Annotated in this window: 16 protein-coding genes; 2 read left to right on the top strand and 14 right to left on the bottom strand. The window is 32.4% G+C overall.

Annotation, left to right across the window (positions count from 1 at the left end; genetic code table 11):
- Nucleotides 1–7 precede the first annotated feature (7 nt).
- The 5 genes from L3X39_RS02505 to L3X39_RS02485 form a co-directional block, all read right to left on the bottom strand.
- Entirely contained in the window at nt 8–847 is an 840-nt protein-coding gene (locus tag L3X39_RS02505; RefSeq protein WP_237229985.1) for an alpha/beta hydrolase family protein, read from the bottom strand.
- A gap of 2 nt (nt 848–849) precedes the next feature.
- The gene (locus L3X39_RS02500; RefSeq protein WP_237229983.1) at nt 850–3,609 is read right to left on the bottom strand and encodes a PD-(D/E)XK nuclease family protein; all 2,760 of its coding nucleotides are present in this window, start codon (nt 3,607–3,609) and stop codon (nt 850–852) included.
- Nucleotides 3,610–3,683: 74 nt separating this feature from the next.
- The gene (locus L3X39_RS02495; RefSeq protein WP_237229975.1) at nt 3,684–5,051 is read right to left on the bottom strand and encodes an OmpA family protein; all 1,368 of its coding nucleotides are present in this window, start codon (nt 5,049–5,051) and stop codon (nt 3,684–3,686) included.
- Between the two features lie 123 nt (nt 5,052–5,174).
- Nucleotides 5,175–6,368, bottom strand: a complete 1,194-nt coding sequence (gene kbl / locus L3X39_RS02490) for a glycine C-acetyltransferase (RefSeq protein ID WP_237229972.1) — start codon at nt 6,366–6,368, stop codon at nt 5,175–5,177.
- 21 nt (nt 6,369–6,389) lie between these two features.
- Nucleotides 6,390–9,536, bottom strand: coding sequence for a UvrD-helicase domain-containing protein (locus L3X39_RS02485; RefSeq protein WP_237229970.1), 3,147 nt, complete (start codon nt 9,534–9,536; stop codon nt 6,390–6,392).
- Nucleotides 9,537–9,661: 125 nt separating this feature from the next.
- On the opposite strand from L3X39_RS02485, the gene L3X39_RS02480 reads away from it, so the two are divergent.
- Both L3X39_RS02480 and L3X39_RS02475 read left to right on the top strand, forming a co-directional pair.
- Nucleotides 9,662–10,270, top strand: coding sequence for a superoxide dismutase (locus L3X39_RS02480; protein ID WP_237229968.1), 609 nt, complete (start codon nt 9,662–9,664; stop codon nt 10,268–10,270).
- A 274-nt stretch (nt 10,271–10,544) separates the two neighbouring features.
- Nucleotides 10,545–12,206 (top strand): polysaccharide lyase family 7 protein, encoded by a 1,662-nt coding sequence (locus L3X39_RS02475; RefSeq protein ID WP_237229967.1) that lies wholly within the window; start codon nt 10,545–10,547, stop codon nt 12,204–12,206.
- Nucleotides 12,207–12,421: 215 nt separating this feature from the next.
- On the opposite strand, the gene L3X39_RS02470 is transcribed toward L3X39_RS02475, so the two are convergent.
- From L3X39_RS02470 to L3X39_RS02430, 9 genes are all read right to left on the bottom strand, one after another.
- Nucleotides 12,422–13,042 carry an LTA synthase family protein gene (locus L3X39_RS02470; RefSeq protein ID WP_237229965.1) on the bottom strand — a complete coding sequence of 207 codons (621 nt, stop codon included), beginning with the start codon at nt 13,040–13,042 and terminating at the stop codon, nt 12,422–12,424.
- Nucleotides 13,043–13,195: 153 nt separating this feature from the next.
- Nucleotides 13,196–13,723, bottom strand: coding sequence for a hypothetical protein (locus L3X39_RS02465; RefSeq protein WP_237229963.1), 528 nt, complete (start codon nt 13,721–13,723; stop codon nt 13,196–13,198).
- A gap of 157 nt (nt 13,724–13,880) precedes the next feature.
- Nucleotides 13,881–14,942, bottom strand: a complete 1,062-nt coding sequence (locus tag L3X39_RS02460; RefSeq protein WP_237229962.1) for a metallophosphoesterase — start codon at nt 14,940–14,942, stop codon at nt 13,881–13,883.
- A gap of 15 nt (nt 14,943–14,957) precedes the next feature.
- Entirely contained in the window at nt 14,958–16,355 is a 1,398-nt protein-coding gene (locus L3X39_RS02455; protein WP_237229961.1) for a sodium:solute symporter family protein, read from the bottom strand.
- A gap of 94 nt (nt 16,356–16,449) precedes the next feature.
- Nucleotides 16,450–17,604, bottom strand: a complete 1,155-nt coding sequence (locus L3X39_RS02450; protein WP_237229959.1) for a serine hydrolase domain-containing protein — start codon at nt 17,602–17,604, stop codon at nt 16,450–16,452.
- A gap of 199 nt (nt 17,605–17,803) precedes the next feature.
- Nucleotides 17,804–18,247, bottom strand: a complete 444-nt coding sequence (locus L3X39_RS02445) for a cupin domain-containing protein (RefSeq protein WP_237229956.1) — start codon at nt 18,245–18,247, stop codon at nt 17,804–17,806.
- 185 nt (nt 18,248–18,432) lie between these two features.
- On the bottom strand, nt 18,433–18,897 hold the full coding sequence (locus tag L3X39_RS02440) for a hypothetical protein (protein WP_237229955.1): 465 nt from the start codon (nt 18,895–18,897) through the stop codon (nt 18,433–18,435).
- Between the two features lie 147 nt (nt 18,898–19,044).
- Nucleotides 19,045–19,782 (bottom strand): DUF6090 family protein, encoded by a 738-nt coding sequence (locus L3X39_RS02435; RefSeq protein WP_237229952.1) that lies wholly within the window; start codon nt 19,780–19,782, stop codon nt 19,045–19,047.
- A gap of 197 nt (nt 19,783–19,979) precedes the next feature.
- Complete coding sequence (locus tag L3X39_RS02430) at nt 19,980–20,762, bottom strand: DUF695 domain-containing protein (RefSeq protein WP_237229950.1); 783 nt, start codon at nt 20,760–20,762, stop codon at nt 19,980–19,982.
- Nucleotides 20,763–21,053 lie beyond the last annotated feature (291 nt).

Raw genomic sequence — 21,053 nt, 5'->3', positions numbered from 1 at the left:
TTTAATATTATTTTAAAAACACAATAACTCTATCAATTGCTTGTTGGAGCGGTTTAGGGAGCGCGTCTTGTTCCCAAGGATGCTTAGCTCCAAATACGTGATCCGCATTTTTAATTATTTCTAATATACTCTTTTTATTCCACGAATGAAGATTATAAGCTTCTTCAACAAAAACACTGGTATCAGCATTCCCATGAATAATTAAATAGGGTATTTTTAAATTTGAAACAGCCCTTTTTATTGTTAACCTCTCTTCATTAGCTTTAAAATCTTCATGAAATTGATAATAATGTGGCATTTGCTGTTTGGTTCTTCCGTTTAAGACATATTTTACACCGTCTTTTTTCCATTGTTTTAAATCACCTGTCGTAGCAGTGCGTTTAGCAAAATCGCAAACTCCTGCTAAACTTATAATGTTTTTAATACGATTATCTTCTTCTGCTTTTATACATACAATTCCACCACCTCTACTATGGCCAATTAAGCTTAGAGCATCTAAATCCGCTATGTTTTTTATATTTCTGTCTTTAAAAACCCAATCAATCACGCGTTCTAAATCGTTTAACTCTTTGGTATAATTATTATTACCAAATGCTTCTAAGTCTGGAAAATCAATAGGCTGCTCAACAGTACCTCCATTATGAGAAAAATTAAATTTTATAAAACAAAATCCAGCCTCAACAAACGATTTTGCCACTAAATCCCAAGCACCCCAATCTTTAAAGCCTTTATAGCCATGACAAAATATGATGATAGGTTTTGGTGTTTTACTTTCAGCATAAAACGTATCAATAAGAATAGGTTTCCCCTTTTCACCTTCAATAATAATATTTTTAGTAATAATCATTTTTAAACTTCTTTTTCGATAAAATCCATTTCAGGATTACAAATTTCTATAATGAGGGCTTTAAGTTGCACAAGAAAGTTTTCAATTGTTTCTTGAGTTATTAATTGGTCTTTGTTTCTGCTAAAGGTAGAATCCTTTTTACCAAATTTCAATAATCCTGAACTCAAATTTTTAAACGAAATAATACCGGCTTCAACAGGAAGCTCTATTTGTTTTGATGCTAACATCATATAAGCATACGCAAGTACTTGAAAACTTTTACTATACTTTTTGTAATCTGTATTTAGGTCTTCCCAATTAACAATTTCAACCTCATTTTGTTGTACACCACCAGTTTTATAATCTATAATCCTAGTTGTGCCATTATATTCCTCTACGCGGTCAACCTTTCCTTTAAGTCTAACAGGGAAATTGAGTTCTGGAATATTAATTGAAACCTCGTTTTCAGCCTCAATAGCAATTATTTTAATCTTGTTTCCTTCTTTTAAGGAGTTAATTTCTAAATCTAAAAAATTTGAAACATAGCGTTTTGCAATTTCAAAAATAATTAAGTTTTTACCCTTTGTAATATCCCCTTCTTTATATTCATTTTTAAAATGATATGTTACTATTTCTTCAATTTGAAGTTTAAGACTTTTTATAATTTCAATAGTTAAGAACTGCCCTATTAAAGGTTTGTAAAAATCCTCAAGCGTATTGTGCACCACAGTACCTAAAGTATTGGCAGCAACAGTTTCTTCTACATCATCGTGTTCTTTTATCTTCAGTATTTTTTGATAATAAAAGTCTATGGGGTTTCTAATGTAACTTGTTAATGATGAAGGAGAAAACCCTTCTTCAGCCAACGTTATAATTTGGTTTTTTAAAGCATCCGTTTTCTTAACTATGTTTAATTTGTTTTCAACAATGGGAACATGAGGCGTAATTATTTGATGGTTTATGTTATGGACTCCCTCTAATTCCAATTGTGTAATAAACCGACTTTTTTCACCACCAGTTAAAACATCTGCCTCCGTATTATATAAAATGTAAATGTTTTTGGCACGTTGTAAAATACGATAAAAGTGGTAGGTATAAACGGCGTCTTTTTCTTTGTAAGTGGGTAAATTGTTCTCTAGTTTAACATCAAACGGGATAAAAGAGTTGTTACTTTTTCCCGAAGGCAATACGCCTTCATTTACAGAAGTAATTATAACGGTTTCAAAATCTAAAACACGAGATTCTAACATTCCCATAATTTGTAAACCTTGTAAAGGTTCTCCTTGAAAATCTAAAGTCTCTGTGCTTAATAATTCTTTGTAAACACCATATAATGATGAAATATCATAAAGATGTGGATGCTTTACATTTAATCGCCTAAGCTCGTTAAACAATTCATTAAAACGATATAGATACTCTAAAGAGAGTAAGTTTGACTGCTTATCATTATCTAAATAATTCTTAATATTTAATATTAATTCCGTACAATTATTTAAAGCATTATCAATAGATGTTGCCCAATTTGAAAACAATAAGTCAATAATAGTATTAGCATTATTGTTGCTTATTTCTATTAATCGAGATGTATTTAAGTAAACAATATTATTAGCATCAATAGGTTCAATTATTTTGGAGGCATAATCCGTGTTTTCTATATGGAACAAAGGTCTTATAAATTGGTGCGAAATAATATTTACAACGTCTTTATAGTAAAATGAATTTGAGGTTGTTTTATGTAAATGGAATAAAGACTCAAAGAGTGACGCTAACGGAATAGATTTTAGGGGAAACCCCATGGTTATATTTAATGACTCAATTGATTTTGGAAGCGAATTAAGCACGGGGATTAATAAACTTTCATCACCTAATACAACTGCGGTATTTTGTAATGATGAATTGGTTTTTTGTAAACCATTTAATAGTTCGCCAACATATTTGGCTTGCCCAATGTTTTTAGGGATACCATAAATGGATATGTTCTTTTCTTTAGAATAATTTTGCGTTATCCAATTAAATGTATTGTTTTTAAAATATGGCCAATTAGTTTTATGCTGTCTTGTAAACAAAGCCGCATCATGTTGGGGCTTATCCATAAAAACAGCATCAATATCCCAGTAAATTTTGGCTAAATCATTTTGAAGTAATTCTTGTATTATAGTTTCTTCAGCAGAATTTAAGGCATTAAACCCTAAAAAAACATGTTGTTTTTCTGGGTTATTTTGAATGTACGATTCAAGGTTGTTGACAGCTTCTCTATAAATCAAACCTTGATAGCCAATATTTTTTTCTAATAGATTTGTTGAAAAATGATGATAATACTTATAAAGCTTATTCCAGAAGGATAAATAATTTTTAACCAAATCGGTTTTATTATCTTCTAACGACCAATGTTTTAAATCCTGAATGGCACTTAAGTAATTAAAAATCTTTTCCTGAGGGATGAGATATCTATCTATTTCATTAAAATCTTGAAGCAATACTTGTGCCCATTTTGAAAAGGATTCAAAAGTATCTAGATGCTCTTGTTCAGTTAGTGCTTTATAAGTATTATAAAACTCAAAAATCAGTTCTGTATTTGAAACGGATTTTAGTAATGACAAATCCTCAACAAATTCTTCGATGCTAATAATTTGAGGCGAAAAAATAGTTTGCTGAATAACTTTAGGAAGTTGATGTTTTAAAAATATTCCAGCCCTTTTACTGGGTAATATAAATGTAGTTTTTGAAAAATTTACATGGCTGTTTTGTAAATCTTTTAAAACATCAAAAATGAAAGTAGTCATTGTATAAAAATAAAAAACGCTCCGGATATCCGAAGCGTTTTTTGTAAACTTATTTTTTAATTAAATAGCTCTTATTATTTTGCTAAGTTAATTTCAACACGTCTGTTGTTAGCTCTACCAGCTCTAGTTTTGTTAGAATCAATTGGTTTAGATTCTCCGTAACCAAGAGCAGATAATCTGAAAGCATCAATACCGTTTTCAATTAAATATTCTTTAACAGCATTAGCTCTAGCATCAGATAATCTTTGGTTTAAAGTCTCACTACCAACACTATCAGTGTGTCCTTCAACTGTAAATTTAGCTGTTGGATACTCTTTAAGTATTTTAATGATATCAGATAATACTTGAGCAGACTGTGCTTTAATAGAAGATTTTCCAGTATCAAATAAGATAGTTTTTGCGTACTCATTAAGAGTTTTTTGAACTTCAGCACTTACTTCAGGACAACCGTTGTTAGCCACAGTACCTTTTACGTCTGGACATTTGTCATCTTTATCTAATACACCGTCACCATCAGTATCTGGCCATGGGCATCCTTTGTTTGCAGCAGGACCAGCAGTATCAGGACAAGCATCATCAGCATCCGTTACGCCATCACCGTCAGCATCAGGACAACCAGCTAAAGCTTTTAATCCAGCAACTGTAGGACAGTTATCATCTTTATCAGCGATTCCATCTCCATCAGTATCAGGACATCCGTTCATTTCAGCTGAACCAGCTTCGTTAGGACAAGAATCTTTGCTGTCTTCAATACCGTCACCGTCTGAATCTGGGCAACCGTTGAAAGCTGCTAAACCAGCAACATCTGGACAAGCGTCGTCTTTATCATAAATACCATCTCCATCAGTATCAGTTCCACCAAATTTAATTGATAAACCAACAGTATGTTGGAAATGTGTTTGTAAGTAATCTTCAAAAGCATGCTTATAAGCACTTTGAACTGTTAATCCAATATTTTCGCTAAACCATACATTTACACCTAAGTTTCCATTTACAGTTCCAGCTCCAACTTCGTCAATCCAAGTGTAACCACCACCAACACCTAAATAAGGATCGATAGTTGTACCTTTTAAGAAGTTAAATTTAATTGTACCATCTACAGCATAATAAGATAGATCGTCTGCACTCATAGCTGTTCCATCTGCATTTTCACCCCATTTGTCAATTTTATTTAAAGATCCAGCTACTCCAAATGAGAAACCATCACCTAAATATTTCGAAACTGAGATTGTAGATAATGAGGGTAAGATGTTGTAATTATCAACATCAACAAATTTACTAAAGATAGTCTCACTAAAAGGAGCACCATCTCCAGAAGGATAAGCATCCACTGCGTTTGCCCCAATCGTAATTTGCCATGGGTTGTTTTCGTCTTGCGCATTTACGTTGCTATAACCAAGTACAAGCAACATAGCGAACAATAATCTGCTAAGATTTTTCATATTCAAAAGTTTAATTTTTAAGTGTTAATTGTAAACAAAAGTAAGTTGTTAAATGTTATTAACAAAGACAAATATATAAAAAAATAGTACAAATGGATTATTCATCGATAGTTCAGAATGAATTTATATAATTTTTAGTGATTTTCCCACTTTGATGAATGCCATAATAGCCTTGTCTAAATGGGTTTTTGTGTGTGCTGCGGAGAGTTGAACACGTATCCTCGCTTTTTCTTTTGGAACAACAGGAAAAAAGAACCCGATAACATAAATTCCTTCCTTAAGAAGCATATTTGCCATGGTTTGGGATAGTTTTGCGTCATATAACATCACTGGAACGATAGCAGAATCACCATCTATGATGTCAAAACCGGCATTTTTCATACCTTTTTTAAAATAATTTGTATTCCATTCTAAAGTGTCTCTTAATTCGGTATTATTAGATAGCATTTCAAAAACCTTAATAGAAGCACCAACTATTGCAGGAGCTAATGAGTTTGAAAACAAATAAGGTCTTGAGCGTTGGCGCAACATATCTATAATTTCTTTTTTACCCGTTGTATAACCACCCATAGCGCCACCTAAAGCCTTACCTAAAGTTCCTGTAATAATATCAATTCTATTAAGGACATTTTTCTCTTCAAGCGTTCCTCGACCTGTTTTACCTATAAATCCTGCCGCATGACACTCATCAATCATTACTAAAGCATCATATTTTTCAGCTAAATCACAAATTTTGTCAAGCGGAGCAACCAAACCATCCATTGAGAAAACGCCATCCGTCACAATTATCTTAAAACGTGCTCCATTTTTATTGGCTTCAATAAGTTGTTTTTCTAAATCAGCCATATCACTATTTTGATAACGATATCTGGCGGCTTTACACAATCTAACACCATCTATAATAGAAGCATGATTTAAAGAATCCGAAATGATAGCATCTTCAGCACCTAATAAAGGTTCAAAAACACCACCATTAGCATCAAAAGCAGCAGCATATAATATAGTGTCTTCAGTTTGATAAAAATCAGCAATCTTCTGCTCAAGTTCTTTATGTATATCTTGAGTACCACAAATAAAACGAACCGAACTCATTCCAAACCCATGGGTATCCATAGTATCTTTGGCTGCTTGGATAACTTCTGGATGTGACGAAAGCCCCAAGTAGTTGTTTGCACAAAAGTTTAAAACAGTTTCGCCTGTATTTAAAGTTATTTCGGCACCTTGAGCTGAGGTAATAATTCGCTCTTCTTTATAAAGTCCGTTATTTTTTATGTCTTGAAGTTCTTTTTGTAAATGATTTTGCAGTTTTCCGTACATATAATTCAATTTTCAGCAAATTTAAACATCTTTTACCTTAATTTCATCATTTATATAAACGAGAATCTTCTTTTTAACGGTCAAATGCATCGCTTCCAATACGTCTTGATATAATTGCAGTTGTTGTTCGTGTTTTTTATCTTCTAAACCTGTTTTATAATCAATTATAACTGCTTCATTCTGTGAATTAACAACAACTCTGTCTGGTCTTAAAACCACACCATTATTAACTATAATATCACGCTCATTATATATGGTGTTATCTAAATCGAAATAATTACTAAGTTTTGGGTGTTGAATAATCTGTAAAACTAAAGGTTTTAAGGTTTTTGCTTGCTCCAAGTTTATTGTAGAAGCGTTAATAAAGTCATTTATTACAAAGTCAACATCGTTTTTGGTTTTGATTTCAGACATGATATCATGAATAAGATTTCCTTTTTCAATGGCAGCATGTTGATTAGTATCCCAAAGGAATCCAGATTTTGTGATTACCTTGATATTATGGTCTTCTTTTGCAGAGGAAATAAATGTTTGTTGAACCGAGGTATTCTTTGAAGGAGTCTCAGCTTTAATGCTTCTAGCTATATTCCCGAAGCTATAATGTAATTCCGAATCGTTCCAAACGCCTATTTGCTGTAAGTAACTAATAAGTAAACCCGAATATTTTTTCGCATTAGCTCCTCCTTTTGAAGAAATGTCTTTTTTCGATAATATATATAACTGTTCTATGGGTCGAGTTAGAGTTACATAAAGCAAATTAATATTATCTAGTTCTAATTCTGATTGGTGTCTAGCATAAATTTGCTGCCCTTCTTCACTAAAATGCTCAAAATCTTTATTGTAATTTAACAAAGTATGTGAAAAACCAACGTATTTTTCTTCATCCAGAGCGAACCATTCTTTTGGTTCTAATTCTCTATAAATATCTAAATCAGCATAAGGGAAAATAACCACCGGAAATTCTAACCCTTTTGATTTATGAATGGTCATTATTTGAACAGCATTCTGCCCTTTGGGTGAAATAACACTTAAACTCTCTTTTTTCTTATTAAAATATTCTAAAAACCCAGAAATATCAGAACCCTTTTTTTGAGAAAAATCTAAAACAACATCCATATAAAATTGAATGTACGCATTGGAAGTTTTAACCAAATTAAAGCTTCTTACAATAGTTTCGGCTAAATCATAAAGCGGTAATTGCAATAGGTTTTGACTATTTATATGAACATTGAAACCCTTTAAGCTTTCAAAAAAATTAGGTAATGTTAAGTTTAGATGTGTACTAAAAAATGTGTGTTTATCTTCAACATTAAAAAGGGAAACTAAATAATTTAAAATTGAAATTTTTAACTCGTTGTTTTTAGGTTGAATTAATAACCCAAGTAAATCATTAATGAAGTTGACTTCTGGAGCACTCGCAATAAGTAAGGTTTCTGAAGAAATAATTGAAATTCCATGCTGACTTAAATAGTTTGCAACGGCAACGCCTTCTTTTTTCTTTCTAACTAAAACACAAATATCTTCAAGGTTATAACCATGTTCTAAACATTTGGTTATTGTATTTAAAACAGATTCAGAAAACATGATGTCTCGATCATCCTCTTTTTCAAAATCTAAAAAATTTAGTTCTACATAGCCAGTTTCTTTTTTAGCGATATTTTGATGTGAATTTTCATAAAGACCTTTATAATCATCATTGTTAAAAACCGTTTGAGCTAAAAACTTAAAAAACCCATTATTAAAATTTACAATTTCTTCAAAACTGCGGTAATTTGCTTTTAAGTTTTTCACCTCTTGTTGTACAACAAATGGTTTCGATTTTTCATTAAACAAGTTTATAAATTGCTCAGCTTTTCCTCCACGCCAGCGGTAAATAGCTTGTTTAGCGTCTCCAACCAACATGGTGCTACCCGCTTCGGTAGATAATGAATTATCCAACAATGGAATTAAATTTCGCCATTGCATTTGTGAAGTATCTTGAAATTCATCAATAAAATAATGCTTAAATTTTTCACCAATGCGCTCATAAATAAAAGGTGTAGGCTGTTCTTTAATTTCATTACTTATTATGGAATTAAATTCTGAAATAAGCATTTTATTTTGATCGGCTTTTAAGGTGTTTAGCTCTTTATTAATAGCATTTAAAACAGAAAGCGGAGTAATGTTTTTATAGAAGTTTTTTAAGAATTTAAGATAAAAAACCATGTGCTTGGTTTGATTAAAAGCAGAGACAATTTCAGGCTTAATCTCATCAAGTATAAGTTTTATATCGTCAGTTGTAGATTTTTCTGGATACAGCGGTTTTTCTTCTAAATTAGAAATCCACGCCGTGGAGTAATCAATATCAATATTAAGAACTTTTAATTTTAAAAAGTAATTTGGTAAATAGGCTCTACTTCCACCAGAAAAATCATCAAACTGCAAACCAGCTTCTTCAATTAAAGTTAAAATGCTTTTTGCTAGTTCAACAATGTTGGTTTCTGTTGTTGAGATGTCTTTTTTTATTTGATTTTTCAGGGCTTTAAAATCATTTAAAGTTTTATCCTTTAATTTTTCAATAAAAGGGATATCATTTTCATTAACTAGCAGTTTTGCAATCTTTTTAAAATCATAAGCTACATCCCAGCTTTTATCATCATCAGCTTTTTCAATAGCAAAATCTACCAAAATATTGGTAAGTTCTTTATCAGTTCCAGCTTTTGCAATTAAACTATCAACCGCTTCACTTAAAACAGCATCTTGATCTAGCTCCACCTCAAAGTTTAAAGGCAGTTTTAAGTCGTGAGCAAAAGTTCTAATTAATTTATGAGTAAAACCATCAATGGTAGAAATATCAAAAGCCGCATAATTATGCACAATGGCGTTTAGCAATTTATCCGCTTTTTCTTGTAGAGTACTAGGTTCGAGGTTTAACTCTTCCACCAAAGCGGTAAACATATCGTTTGGAGTATGTAAAATATCTTTACTCGCAAAAACCCTTAACATCCCAATAATGCGGTCTTTCATTTCGGCAACAGCCTTATTCGTAAAAGTGATGGCTAAAATATTTTTAAAAAGATATAAATTGTTTGAAGCCAATAAAATTTTCAAATATTCCTTTACTAGTGTATAGGTTTTTCCGCTACCAGCTGAAGCATTATAAACTGAAAAAGGAGTGTTTGATGACATGCAGAATAATTTGCATACAAGATAAAAACTATCAATCACATCATAACGATTTATTATTTTTAATTGCAGTGTTTTATCCGTAAATTTGAATGAAATTAAATATTAATATTTTAAAACAGAAAATTATGGCTTTCGAATTACCGAAATTAGGATATGCTTATGATGCTTTAGAACCTCATATAGATGCAAGAACTATGGAAATACATCATACAAAGCATCATGCTGGTTACACAAATAATTTAAATAATGCAATTTCAGGCACTGGTTTAGAAGGAAAATCTATTGAAGATATTCTTAAAGGCTTAGATATGAATAACGCAGCAGTAAGAAATAATGGTGGTGGATATTACAATCACAGTTTATTCTGGACTGTTATGAATCCAGAAGACAGAGGCTATTTATCTGGTGAGTTAAAAGGCGCTATTGAAGCAGCATATGGATCAAAAGATGAATTTATAGCCGCATTTAGTAAGGCAGCAGCAACACGTTTTGGCTCTGGTTGGGCTTGGTTATGTGTGCACAAAGGAGGCAAAGTTGAGGTTTGCTCTTCGCCAAACCAAGACAACCCATTAATGCCAGGAGTTGGTTGCGGTGGAACCCCAATTTTAGGATTGGATGTTTGGGAACATGCTTATTACTTAAACTATCAAAACCGACGTCCAGATTACATTAATGCGTTCTTTAATGTTATTAACTGGAATGAAGTTGAAAGACGTTATGCTGAAGCAAAATAAAAAGTTCAAAATATATTTTTTAAGCCCACTTTTTAGTGGGTTTTTTTATGGCGTTACCCCAAGGGTCGGGCTATCCGCTGTATCTTTTTTATCCTGAACTAAATTCAGCTTAAAAAAGGATGCCGCTACTATCCCTAACGCAAGCACTCTTGGGTTCAATCAAAATTTGAAATTTTTTATGCGTTTTGTAGTAACTGGTTCTGTTTTATCACCTATTAAATATTTTCATATATTGGGTTAATATTTATTAATCTAACTAAACTAACTGACAATTATGAAATTAAAATTACCTAAGCTATTTAGAAATATTCGTGATATTTTCTATTTAAAAACAAATTTTAAGTCGGTATTAACCCTCTGTTTCGCGCTATTTACAGCAATGGCATTTAGCCAAACTTATAACGCTCCCTACGAAATACCTAAGTTTCAAGACTTTATAGGAGAGTGTAAATTACAAGGACCTACAAGCTCAACTGAAGCCACACAATCTGAATTAATTAATGGATATTCATCTAGTTCGTTTTATGTGGCCGATGTGGATAAAATGGCTTTTAATCAATCAGGTTCTAGTAATCGCACGGAATTGAGATACTTAACCAACTGGACTCTATCTCAAGGAGACCGTTCAATGCATGCTAGAATAGATATTGTACAGCAGACTTGCGATCAAGTTACCGTGATGCAAATACACGATGATGCTAATGCTGGAAGTGGACCAAATAAGCCATTACTAAGAATTTACAAGCACAATAACAAGACACCAAACAATCACATTTGGGCGGTCTACAAGACAGATAATACTGGAAATAATAATGCGCATGTAGATTTAGGAGCCGATCCTGGTGGATACTTTAATGTTGATATCCGATTGGTAAATGGAAATATGATTATTGATTTTGAAGGCGTGGAAAAAGTGAACGTAGATGTTTCATATTGGACATTCCCAAGCTATTGGAAAGCAGGTGTTTACCTTCAAGACAATGGTGAGGCTACAGCCTATTTTGACCAACTTTATACAGGCACTCCCTCTGGAACTAATGCTTCACCAAGCGTTAGTATTACGTCTCCATCAAATGGCGCTAGTTTTAATGATGGAGATAATGTGACTATATCTGCAGATGCAACTGATAGTGATGGTTCAGTGAGTCAAGTTGAATTTTTTGTAAATGGTAGCAGTGTGGGGATAGATACTTCAAGCCCTTATTCTACAAATTGGACCATTGGAGTAGGCTCGTATGATATAACTGCGGTAGCCACAGACAATGAATCGGCATCAAGTAGCTCATCCGCTATTACAATTACGGGTAATAGCGTCGGTCCGAGCACAGAATTGTACGTGTCGAACATTGAGACAGGAACACAGAATGCTGGTAAAGGAAAAAAACATGGAGTGGCAACAGTAACGGTTTTAGATGATGCCGGGGCTCCTGTAAATGGAGCAACGGTAAGCGGTACATTTAATGGTACTTTTAATGAAAGTGTATCAGGTTCTACGAGTAGCGATGGAACTGTAGTTTTGATTACTTCTGCAACCGCAAAAGGAGGAGTGAATGTAGATTTATGTGTAGACGATGTAACCCATTCTACATTAGTGTATAATAGTGCGCTAAACATAATTACCTGTACGGGATCTTCAATGAAAATAGGGCAATCAACTAAAGATAAAAATTCTAAGACTGATAATATAGCGTTTGTAATATATCCTAACCCAACTGTTGAAATGGTTACAGTTAAACTTGGATTGGACGAAAAAAGTCAATTTTACGCTAGAGTTATTAGTTTGGATGGTAAAGTATTACAGATCTTACAGCCGCAAATTTTAGGTAGTGGCAATCATCAAATAGATATGGATATATCGCATTTGAGAAATGGTATTTATTTTTTGGAATCTGTATTAAATGGAGAAAAGCGTGTTAGTAGAATTGTAAAAAAGTAATCTAACAAAATATATGCTTCGAGTGAGCCCTATTAATTTCTCTCTAGAAATTAATAGGGCTCACTCTATAAATAGGTTTCAAGTAATTACACAAGATTAGCTGCATTGTTTATATTTCTAGTAAAGTAATTACAAATCTCCGATAAAATTTTTGTTAGCAGGAAAGAACCTGTAATAGTTTATTCGTGGTTTAAATTATTTCTAATAACAAATATTCAATTAGATTTAAGTAATTCAATTCCAATTAAAGAAAACCCTATTCCTAAAATAACACCTCCAACAATACCTCCTATTACTGGTGTAAATATTCCTGAGATCAGAGGAATTATTAAAAACCCTACAATCACTAATGCTGGCCCTATGCGTTTTAATTTTTTGCTAACTAATAGTGATATACTAAACAAAATCCAACCAAATGAAAAGGTTGCCAAGGCTATCATTGCTCCAATGGCATAACTACCTGTTTGAACAGAAGAACCTAATTTATCTACCATATCAGGGCTTAAGATGGCAATCTCAGGAAGAACAAATATTTGGTGCCACTCATTTGCAAACATGAAAGCACTGCCAAAAAAGGCCAATATAAAAGTTGTTTGCCTAAACTTTCTAACCCGTTCTATATGGCTATGATTCAAATAAACACCAATAGAACCAAATAAAAGAAATGCGACGGTTAAAGCGGCGAAAATCATTCTATAAAAAAAAGGGGTAGATGTCAATAGTTCACTAAAAGGAGCTTCAAAGTCTACAAATGGTAGAATTACGGTGTTAGGTATTGCAAAGAATAAACCTCCTAAAATTAAAGAGACTCCACTATATCTAGTCAAATTTTTCATTCCTATTAAAATTAATTATGAAAATGAGATTCAATACTGGCTATGACGACTTTTTACCAAACTAGGTTACAAGAAAATGAATCTAATTAATTATATCTCTTGTTAAAGCTTCCTTATTATTCCATTTGTTTTGAGATACCTAGGAATAAGTAGTTATTCTTTGTCGGCTGACTTTTGATCTTTAACTGCCTTATACATGCCTTCAGAAATTTCTATATCCGTATTTACGATTTCGTCAATATGTTTCTGAAATTCAGGAAAGAACAATTCTCTTCGTAATTTCCAGAAAAGTCGAAACCCAGGTTGGTCTTTTACACCCACTGCTGCCTTTGTTATAGATTCTTGAATGTGCGAATCGAGAGTTCCTTGCTGACCTAAATAATAACTGTTCTGAAATGTTAAAAATAGACCGTGTAAACTTATAATAATCTGAAATCGTTCTTCTGAATTGAGAGATTCGGGATCTGCCATGAAATTATAAAATAAACTGCTTGATTGTTCATTATTTCCCATTTCATTGTACCATGAAGAAATAGTTGCCACGGTACTTGCGGCAGTAGCCGACTTGGTTGCTTTTGTATTTTCAGTAAATTGAATACCCACAAAAATTAGCGATATTACAATAGCTACGGCACCCACTATTTCAGTGATTATGCTTATTTTCTGAAGTCTATTTTTCATGTTTTTTTAATTACTTAGTTTCTCATGTCTTTGTGTATGCTTTGGCAAGGTTTTCTGTCAAACCAGTTTCAGCTAATCTTGGAGTTTAAAAGTAGCATAATTTATGTAATTACAGATTCCGCTTGCTAAATTATACACGCTGTTGGTAGTCATGGTTCTAAAATTGTATTTTATCTCCGCTTAAAGTACCACGAAAGAATTGATTATTTTTTATAAATAAAATCTCTCCATACTTGCCTTTTTTAATACTAGAATCTACGCCAAAAATTTTATTATTATATAGTTGAACAATCTCATCATTTGAACAATGCCCAACAATAATATGTTTTGAATTCATGAGTTTCAATATTTTTGAAATATCCGAATCTAATAAATTATCATAAAAATAACCTCGATACCATATCAAACTTTTACTACCATAATAGATGTTATAAAAATTAGTCGACTTCATTTCTCGTTTAGTTCGATCAATAGATGTTCTCATTATATCGTTTATTTTTTCAAAATTCAAATCATTTTCTGCTATAAAATCTTCGGAAACACCACCATGAACAAAAACATAGTCATTTATTTTAATAATGGTTGATTTTGAACGAAGCCACCTTCCAAGAACGGTTTTGTTACTATACAATTCACTATACTCCAAATTCAGTAATTTGGAAGCTAACAAGTATTTTTCACTTACATATCTTAAGTCGTTATGAAGAACCATATACTCGTGATTGCCTAATAGAAAATGTACATGACCACCTTTGCTTTTTGCTTGAGCTTCTAGTTTATAAACTAACCAAAGCATTTCATTAACTTTATTACCCCTATCGAAAATGTCTCCAGCAATTACCAGATGACCTTTGTCAAAATTCCAATTTAGATTCTTGTCAATTATTTTATTGTTTTTTAATATCTCAATTGCTAAATCATATTGTCCGTGAATATCACTTAATGCGGCAATTTTTGTAACGCTATTAAAAGTGGATTTTTCAGGGGGAAATATTGTGTCGAATGTATTGACTTTTAAAATCCGTGAAGAAACTTTACCATTGATTATTGTTTTTTCAATGAGTTTGTTTTTTTCAATAAAAACGTATGGGCCATCAGAAATTTGAGAAAACTCAGATAGTTCATCTGTTATACTATCTTTTTTATTTTCAACTTCTTGACTAAAGACAGATGAAATTGAGATGATTAAAATTATTAGATGTAAAGTGTTTTTAATCATTAACATTACGTTATTTTATGGTTTATTATTCCTTTTGGTTTTTAAATTGAAATATAAATCTGTTAATAAGTAGGCAACGAAACTAGTTGAAATTCCTATAAATATAGAAGGAACATCCGCAACTCCAATTAAATCCCATATTAATTTTGATACAAATCCTGCCGCCATAGATAAAGCTGCAGATTGCCAATAATGTTTCTTTTTTACTATAGCAAAAAAGGTAACTGCTAGCATGACATTCGCATAATAATCCAAAATAACTAGGGCAACTTCTAATGCAGAGTCAACAAAGTTGGCAACCACTATAGCAACTAATCCGATAAAAACCGTATAGGCTTTTGAGTAAAATAACTTCTTTTTGTTGGACACCGTTGGCACGATCCGTGGCAAGATGTCTTGAGCAAAACTGACTCCCGCGTTGTTCAAAAACGTGTCTTGAGATGACATCACAACCCCAATCATAGCAATAATAAAAATACCGTAAAGTATACCTGGAAAATGATTTTGCGCAATGTGAAGTAATACTTGGTCATTATTAGCCATTTCAGGATACAAGTACGCCCCAGTGGTGCCAATAAAAATCATCAATACCGTCCATAAAACGATAAATATTCCCGACCATAACGTAGCATTTTTAGCAACTGCATCGTTTTTTGATGCTAAATATCTACTTACAATAGGTGTGTCATATCCAGAGATAGTAAAGAAAACCAAAAAAAGACCAAAAATCACGGATACACTACTTCCTTCAAAGGCGACTTGAGTTTTTGCCATGGCAAGATTATTATAGTTTTCCCACGAAAAACTATCGTTTATAACGATAAGCACTGCTAAAATTGGAATCAGAATTGCAAAATGAAGAAATTGAATAACGTCTGTCTGGATGGTCGCCCTTATACCTCCAAATAAGGAATACAACATTACTATAATGGTAATGGTGAATATTGACCAAAATTTCGAAAAGCCAAAAACATTGTTAATCAATTCTCCGCCAGCATAACTCATAGCCACCACTAAGGCAGAAAGTGATAAAAGCACCATGGTTCCTGCCATGGTAATAACCACAGGATGATTATGAGAAAGGTGCCCTCCAACTATATCGCCAATAGAGTAACTGCTAGTAAATTTTTTACGAATTTTTGGAGCCAAAAAAATTGCAAAAAATATTATGGCAATCCCCATGATAGGCGCTATGAATGCCATAAACATTCCATTATTAAATCCATTTCGTGTCAATCCCAAAGTCCATCCGGGTCCTAAATAAGAAGCACATATTGAAGCGAAAATCACAAAACTACCTAAACCTCTATTTGCTACAGAATATTCTTCAAAATCCCCCTTTCTTCTTGTGTAAATGATAAAAGCGAAATATAAAATTCCAAAGAGAATGATAATTATTTGGTTGTTGTCCATATTAAAATTTAATGGTTAGTCATAGTTTCTGTTCAGAAGTTTTAGCATAAGGATAATGTAGCACAACGTGTTTGTATATAGTCGGTTGCGTGTTTTAAGCACCTAATTTAGCAGATATAATTTTATAAATCCCACTGGAAACATCTTTTGGACTCATAGACACATTGTTGCTAAAAACAACAATTCTTATATTCTCCTTTGGATTTACAATAAAATGGCTTCTAAAGCCGACAATATAACCCGTATGACTTATCAACTCTTTGGAAAGGAAAAGTCCATAGCCATAGCCTTCCAAATTGCCATCTGGTCCCGTTTTACCTGTTTCTGCATAAGAAGTGATCATCTTTTTTAAAGATTCTTTCTGAAGTATTGGTTGCTCATTTTCAATATAGATGTTTGTCCATTTTAGGAAATCATTTAAGGTCGTCACTAAATTTCCATCTGGCTCGGTAACAGGCAAACTAACTATATCATCAAGAACATGTTTATGCTGCTCATTGTCCCATCGATATCCAATAGCTTCATCATTTGAGGCTTCATAGTCGGTTGTATGGATAAAGGAAGCGTGCATTTCTAAAGGTTCAAGAACATTAGTTTTTAAGTAATCACGATAGGGTTCTCCAGTGATATTTTGAATAATTTCTCCCAGTAAGGTGTATCCTATATTTGAATAGTTAAACTTAGAGTCTGGATAAAATTCTAATTCCTTGGGCATAGCTTCTTTTATCATTCCATCAACTGTGTTCCCCAAACAGAAGCCTTTCACAACATTATAATAATCTCGCACTACAGCATAGTCTTCAATACCACTTGTATGGGATAGTAGATGATGAACAGTAACAATATCCCATTTATCGGAACGATATTGAGCAGGTAGAAACTTATTGATGGATTCTTCCAGATTGATTTTATTCTGCTCTACAAGTTGCATGATTGCCGCAGCCGTAAACTGTTTGGTTATTGAAGCCACATGAAACTTAGTGCTGATTTTGTTTTTTACGGTATCATTTGCCATCCCGTAGCCTTTGGCATGAATCACTTCATTTTTTTTTGTAACAAGAACAACACCTTTAAAATGCTCTTCGTTTATCATTTTTTCGATAAATGCTTCTATATTAGAATTCGTGACCTCCTTATGAAGTTCTAGTTTTTCAGCACTTTCGTTATTTACTGCTGTTTTCTCTTTGTTCTTACATGAAGTAATAAGAGACACCAATAAGATAATGCCAATTGTTTTGATGTTATTCATATTTTGTGTTTTTCAGATAATTTGTAATGGTTTAGTATATGGTGTGTTGCGTGGTTAAGCAATTAATTATACACGTTGTTGCCAGCACGTGCTTTTCATTTTTCGACAGCATTATTTTATTTCAAAAACTTTATTCAATAATCAGTTTAATATTCGAATTTGATAAGTCTTAATATCAGACGTTATATGAATATTCGTTTTATCTATCAACAAAATGAAAATCAGGCGGTCCATCTCTCTTTACCAAAATAATTGCATCTCCTGTCTCTGGTATATCCCAATAGTGAGGCATTCCACCTGGAATTACTATAAAGGCACCAGGTTTAAGGTTATAAATCTCCTTTCCAAGTTTGATTGTCACTTCTCCGTTAATCAAAACAACGTATTCATCGTGAGTATGCCAATGCTCGTCAAAAAATCCTCCTGCCGGAAACCAAGCATAATAACTAATTCCGCCAGTATTCGGATTTGTTGATTGCAATGCTGTTCGCGTTCCTGCTGGTGCTATACTTCCGTCACCTGCTTCTCCCCATTCGACATCATCTAGGTTTATAGCGAGTGATTCTGGTGGACTCTTTTCGGATTTACAGCCTAAAAAAATAAATAGGAATATAGCGAGGTAAAATAATCGAATTCTAGTCATATTGGTCAGTATTTTTGTTCCCGTCAGTTTTTTTGGCATTGCAGGCAACGTGTTTGTGTATGATTTCGTTGAGTGTTTCAGCAACTAATTTAGTAAACAAAACCGAACGCGAGAAAATTCCGAAGGAATTTTCGGAGTAGCACTTGCCAAAGCAATTAATTATACACGTTGTTGTTCATTGGGCTTTAATTTTTAAGTTCATTACATCCATCCAAATATTTTGTGTAAGATGCATTGATTATTTTCCAACCTTCGTTTGTTTCCGAAAGTGTGAATATATCTATTCCACAATGAGTGAATTCCCCATTAACTTTAAATTCATATGGAACCCAAGCCATTGCAATTCCGTTATGAATTTTTATATCAAAGCTCAAAGGTATTTCTTCCCAAATCTCGTCAGGATTAAAAGTTCCAATATCATCACGAAAAAACCTCATGGACATGCTACTCGATTTTGTGGTATTATTTATTGACCAAATTTGACCTTCGAGAAATAGTATTTTTTTGTAGAGTATTGTGTCTTGTTTATTTAGAGACTCAAAAAACTGATTAACTACTTTCTTGACTTTAATTTTATCAGAATCATCTGGTTCTTGTGAAAAACAACTAAAACTAATTAAAAGTGATACTAATAAAATTATTTGTCTCATAATTTGATGAATTAGTTTTCCAGTCTTGTGCGCAACGTGTTTCAGCAACTAATTTAGCAAACAAAAACGAACGCGAGAAAATTCCGAAGGAATTTTCCAAATAAGCAACGACCAAAGCAATTAATTATACACGTTGTTGAGCTTTCGTTATTTTTCAAGTTCCGATAGTTCTCTTTCAATTTGGGTTATCAATTTTTCTGATTTGGATTTAACTTTGTTCAATGGGTCTCTTACCTCATACCACAATTGCATTTTTAGACTTTTGATAAAATATTTATACTCTTTATCAATCTTCAATGATTCATAGTCGTAAGGTATCATTGCATAATCTCGTGTATTCCATAATCCGTCAAATCTTGTATTGAAGATATTATTGCTTGCATTTTCAATGACGTTGGCGTATCTATTAATACTTTTATCAAATTTTCTCTTTGCGAAAGAGTAGTAGTCTACAATTTCTAATTTCAAACTATCATTTGTTATTATATTTAAATCAGCAGCTGTCATAGTTGCATAAACTTCTTGTTCAATACTTGGCATCCATCTTGCTGTCGAATTTAGAAAATGGAAGTTTAATGAATCATTATAAGGTAAATTTTCATTTAATGCCTTAATCAGAATGTTTATGGAATAATCAATAGTTCTAAATTCTTTTATATTCCAATCAATATTTACCATATCTTTTTCAAGACTTTTCTTAAAGGTTTTTAACAAACCAATTTCATTCGATTTTAGTTTTTGTAGTTCATTCCAATTATTAATTTGAAGTGCAATTAAAATTCCGATAACAACAAGCACAATTTCTCCAATAGCATAAAGCAGATACTTGCTAAACTTATTTTCAGAGAGCAATTTTTGGCGGATTTTTCTAAAGAATTTTATCATTGGTTAGTTATTTCTCGAAAGTTAGGATAATTATTTCATTCCGTACAAGTGAGAATAATGAAGCACAACGGTCTCGGCTATGAGTAGTTGCGTGGGTTAGCACTTAACTTTGCAAGTATACACCAAGCTGAAAATCCGCGAGGATTTTCAGAAGTAGGCGAAAACAAGCAATTACTTATAGCCATTGTTGTAGCCAGTTATTTTTTATTCAATTTTACTTTTATTTCTTCGTATAAATTCCATTTCGAGTCCTCAATTATTTGGAATTCAAAATCTCGTTTATTTCCGTTTTGTTTTAGAAAATCCATTAGTCCATTCGCACCATCTTTTTCATTAGTCACAAAGTATATTATTCTTTCTCCGCTATGTGTTGTTCTCCCAATGTAGTATGACTTAATTCCGTTTTGATTCAGGTTATTTTCTATAAAAAGCTCCAATTCATCCAATTCTTTATATTCCTTTTCATTAGGCATTTTAGTTGTATTGTCAATGTCATATTTACAAATAATTTTTATGAAAAATGAATATTCTGATTTATGGGGAAAATTGTCAAATGCTGAATTTGCAATTATTAGAAAGGGAACTCCGTTTTTTTGAAAATCATTTGATTTAAACTCTTCAGGGACAACATAAGTGTCTCTTTCAATTCCTTTAGTTTTGTCTGCATTTCCAACGTCAAACCCATCATAAGATTCAATCGAAAATTTGTCAGCGATTGCATATAATTCTTTGTTCAGATTGAAAAGGGTTTCTGAATCGTGAATTTCAATTCTTTCCATATGCAACCAAAATTGATTTGTTTCGTCAGGATAAATGTCCACATATTCAAATCCTTGCGTTTTTAATTCTTCCGCTACTTTTTCTAATTTCTTTGGTTCGTTGTTTGTGAAAAAATAGCCGTAAAGCATTTTGGTATTTGTATCAACTCCATTTGATTTCATTCGGTCAAAAAATCCGATGATTTCTTCCTTTGGTATCATATTATTCTGTGAATTCGTTTGGCAAGAAGTCAACAAAGTGAGTAGTAAGATTATTAATAAATTCTTTGTCATTCTTGGTTTGGTTTAATTGGCTACAACTCGTTATATAATAACTTTTATTACTCTTATCCCGTAATTAAGCTATGATATAGTAAGTTTTGGTTACTGTTATCCAGTAAAGATAATTTTTTTATGGTAAGAAATAACACAAAAAAAGAAGTGCATTTTTATGGAAACTATATAAAATGAAAAAGGTGAACGAGTGTTCACCTTTTTGCCCCAAATCTACCA

The sequence above is a fragment of the Flaviramulus multivorans genome (assembly GCF_021728415.1).
GTDB classification, from domain to species: Bacteria; Bacteroidota; Bacteroidia; order Flavobacteriales; family Flavobacteriaceae; genus Sabulilitoribacter; species Sabulilitoribacter multivorans.
The sequence above is the reverse complement of the archived record's forward strand: the minus strand, read 5'-3'. Positions and strand labels throughout refer to the sequence as shown.

Excerpts from the sequence above, each read along its gene's own strand:
- L3X39_RS02505 (WP_237229985.1), bottom strand. The coding sequence starts at position 847 with ATGATTATTACTAAAAATATTATTATTGAAGGTGAAAAGGGGAAACCT.
- L3X39_RS02500 (WP_237229983.1), bottom strand. The coding sequence starts at position 3,609 with ATGACTACTTTCATTTTTGATGTTTTAAAAGATTTACAAAACAGCCAT.
- L3X39_RS02495 (WP_237229975.1), bottom strand. The coding sequence starts at position 5,051 with ATGAAAAATCTTAGCAGATTATTGTTCGCTATGTTGCTTGTACTTGGT.
- kbl (WP_237229972.1), bottom strand. The coding sequence starts at position 6,368 with ATGTACGGAAAACTGCAAAATCATTTACAAAAAGAACTTCAAGACATA.
- L3X39_RS02485 (WP_237229970.1), bottom strand. The coding sequence starts at position 9,536 with ATGTCATCAAACACTCCTTTTTCAGTTTATAATGCTTCAGCTGGTAGC.
- L3X39_RS02480 (WP_237229968.1), top strand. The coding sequence starts at position 9,662 with ATGGCTTTCGAATTACCGAAATTAGGATATGCTTATGATGCTTTAGAA.
- L3X39_RS02475 (WP_237229967.1), top strand. The coding sequence starts at position 10,545 with ATGAAATTAAAATTACCTAAGCTATTTAGAAATATTCGTGATATTTTC.
- L3X39_RS02470 (WP_237229965.1), bottom strand. The coding sequence starts at position 13,042 with ATGAAAAATTTGACTAGATATAGTGGAGTCTCTTTAATTTTAGGAGGT.
- L3X39_RS02465 (WP_237229963.1), bottom strand. The coding sequence starts at position 13,723 with ATGAAAAATAGACTTCAGAAAATAAGCATAATCACTGAAATAGTGGGT.
- L3X39_RS02460 (WP_237229962.1), bottom strand. The coding sequence starts at position 14,942 with ATGATTAAAAACACTTTACATCTAATAATTTTAATCATCTCAATTTCA.
- L3X39_RS02455 (WP_237229961.1), bottom strand. The coding sequence starts at position 16,355 with ATGGACAACAACCAAATAATTATCATTCTCTTTGGAATTTTATATTTC.
- L3X39_RS02450 (WP_237229959.1), bottom strand. The coding sequence starts at position 17,604 with ATGAATAACATCAAAACAATTGGCATTATCTTATTGGTGTCTCTTATT.
- L3X39_RS02445 (WP_237229956.1), bottom strand. The coding sequence starts at position 18,247 with ATGACTAGAATTCGATTATTTTACCTCGCTATATTCCTATTTATTTTT.
- L3X39_RS02440 (WP_237229955.1), bottom strand. The coding sequence starts at position 18,897 with ATGAGACAAATAATTTTATTAGTATCACTTTTAATTAGTTTTAGTTGT.
- L3X39_RS02435 (WP_237229952.1), bottom strand. The coding sequence starts at position 19,782 with ATGATAAAATTCTTTAGAAAAATCCGCCAAAAATTGCTCTCTGAAAAT.
- L3X39_RS02430 (WP_237229950.1), bottom strand. The coding sequence starts at position 20,762 with ATGATACCAAAGGAAGAAATCATCGGATTTTTTGACCGAATGAAATCA.